The 1,371-nt window shown below is 48.7% G+C and carries 3 protein-coding genes and 1 pseudogene; 3 read left to right on the top strand and 1 reads right to left on the bottom strand.

The window, feature by feature from the left end; all coding sequences use genetic code 11:
* The first annotated feature begins 212 nt into the window (after positions 1 to 212).
* The gene (locus tag F6K20_RS38640) at positions 213 to 803 is read left to right on the top strand and encodes an FHA domain-containing protein (protein WP_008182209.1); all 591 of its coding nucleotides are present in this window, start codon (positions 213 to 215) and stop codon (positions 801 to 803) included.
* Here the strand turns inward: F6K20_RS38640 and F6K20_RS38635 are convergent.
* Positions 772 to 963, bottom strand: coding sequence for a hypothetical protein (locus F6K20_RS38635; RefSeq protein WP_131826923.1), 192 nt, complete (start codon positions 961 to 963; stop codon positions 772 to 774). The genes F6K20_RS38640 and F6K20_RS38635 overlap by 32 nt on opposite strands.
* Before the next feature lie 43 nt (positions 964 to 1,006).
* Here F6K20_RS38635 and F6K20_RS38630 point away from each other — a divergent pair, with 43 nt between their 5' ends.
* On the top strand, positions 1,007 to 1,189 hold the full coding sequence (locus F6K20_RS38630) for a hypothetical protein (protein ID WP_131826924.1): 183 nt from the start codon (positions 1,007 to 1,009) through the stop codon (positions 1,187 to 1,189).
* Positions 1,167 to 1,371, top strand: a pseudogene (locus tag F6K20_RS38625) (serine/threonine-protein phosphatase); the annotation flags it as partial. The gene F6K20_RS38630 and the pseudogene F6K20_RS38625, both read left to right, overlap by 23 nt.

Here is a 1,371-nt window from a genome sequence, read left to right as displayed (position 1 = left end):
TCAGCGGTCAGCCGTCAGCCGTCAGCCGTCAGCGGGCATCTTGGTGGAACAGGCATCTTGCCTGTTTCAATTCCCAGGCGGACTGTCCCAACCCTGGCTACGAGCTTGAACATCAGGGCAAGCCCGCCCCTAACGCACTCCTCCCGACTCCCGACTCCCGACTCCCGACTCCCGACTCCCTTTATATATATTTACTCACCAAGGATTTATCAATGATTACCTGCTCAATTTGTGGCTATGATAAAAACCCAGAAGGAACCGAATTCTGTGAGGCTTGTGGTTCTGAATTACAATCCCAAACCAAAGTACCACCTGAATCTCAACCACCAATCATAATCCAACCTCCTCAGCAGAATCCCTGGAAAACTACACCAGCACAACCTCTTGATGAGCCTCTACCAATCACCCTAGAGCAACCCCAACCCCAGCCCTTTATACCTCCAACTCCTCCTATTACTAATACTGCTTTAATAGCGAAACTGATTGCTAAGCAAGCTGATGCTCCTGTCCCAGAATTCTGGCTAGATCATAGCAATCTTATCGGCATCTTTGATCCAGATATGGGTCCTGTTGATATTGACTTAGAGCCATTTGTCGGTAACGAGACAGTCTCCCGCCACCACGCAGAAATTTATCGAGAGGGAGGGCAATGGAAAATCAAAGACCTTGGTTCTACCAATGGTGTTTTTATCAAGCCTGCTGGTAAAACTCGCTTCAATGCCAAAATTACCCGACCGGAAACCATCAATCCCGGAGATGAAATTGCGATCGCTAAAATTCGTTTCCTCTTCCAAAGCCCATAACAGTGCATCTCATATTTGTCGGGAATCGGGAATCGGGAATCGGGAATCGGGAGTGTGGGGAGATGGGGAGATGGGGAGATGGGGAGATGGGGAGATTATGATGACAGCGTTTTTCATAACTATGAGGTGCGCTCTTACCATTAAGAATTAAATTCGCCACAGGTCGCACCTGAGGTACACAGGATTTTTTTCACTCTTACCTCTTGCCTATTGCTAGCATGCCTATTGCCTATTGCCTGCTCCCGACTCCCGACTCCCTCGGTGCGCTTTCCGTTGGCGAATTAAATTCGCCACGGGTCGCACCGCTCCCGACTCCCGACTCCCCCACTCTCACAACCATGGAATTTAAATCAATACCAGCTTATGACCAATGGTTTAGTAATTGAACAAGATGCAGAATTCCCGATAGACAACTATCACCTCAAAGTCCGGTCATACCTAGGTCAATTGACAGCAGGTATTCACTACTTTGAAGTCAACTTTGAAGTCAACCTTGAGTCTACTGACCCCAGTCCCACTACAGGCAACTTGGCCTTGCTGCGTGTGGGGTCTAGTGACGGTGGGCTAA

The sequence above is a fragment of the Moorena sp. SIO2C4 genome, from assembly GCF_010672485.1.
Taxonomy (GTDB): domain Bacteria; phylum Cyanobacteriota; class Cyanobacteriia; order Cyanobacteriales; family Coleofasciculaceae; genus Moorena; species Moorena producens.
Note: the sequence above shows the minus strand (reverse complement) of the source record. Positions and strands in the feature narration are given on the sequence as shown.

Bases quoted from the DNA above. Each gene is read 5' to 3' on its own strand.
- F6K20_RS38640 (WP_008182209.1), top strand. From the start codon at position 213: ATGATTACCTGCTCAATTTGTGGCTATGATAAAAACCCAGAAGGAACC.